Below are 417 nucleotides of genomic sequence, written 5' to 3' on the forward strand. Positions count from 1 at the left end.
GATCCTGGTGGCCAATGGGCCGAACCTGACCCTCCTGGGAACACGGGAGCCCGGACTCTACGGTGCCGCCACACTCGCCGACGTCGAGACGCTCTGCGCGGAGACAGGACAGCGGCTGGGGCTGGAGATCGACTTCATGCAGTCCAACCACGAGGGAGCCCTGGTGGATGCCATCCAGGCCGCCCGTGGAACCGCCCAGGGGATCGTGATCAACCCTGCGGCCTACACCCACACCTCGGTGGCCATCGCCGATGCCCTGCGCGCAACGGAGCTTCCAGTGGTGGAGGTCCACATCAGCAACGTCCACGCCCGGGAGGAGTTCCGGAAGCACTCCTACGTCTCCCCGGTGGCGACGGCAGTGATCGCAGGCGCCGGGCTCAACGGATACCGCTTCGCGATCGAGCACCTGGCCTCTGT

1 protein-coding gene is annotated in these 417 nt (G+C 67.1%); it reads left to right on the forward strand.

Annotation, left to right across the window (positions count from 1 at the left end; genetic code table 11):
* Window position 1 precedes the first annotated feature (1 nt).
* On the forward strand, window positions 2-417 hold a 416-nt coding region (gene aroQ / locus MWC30_RS22035), incomplete at its 3' end, for a type II 3-dehydroquinate dehydratase (RefSeq protein WP_244086335.1).

The organism is Desulforhabdus sp. TSK, assembly GCF_022836495.1.
In the GTDB taxonomy this organism is placed as follows: domain Bacteria; phylum Desulfobacterota; class Syntrophobacteria; order Syntrophobacterales; family Syntrophobacteraceae; genus Desulforhabdus.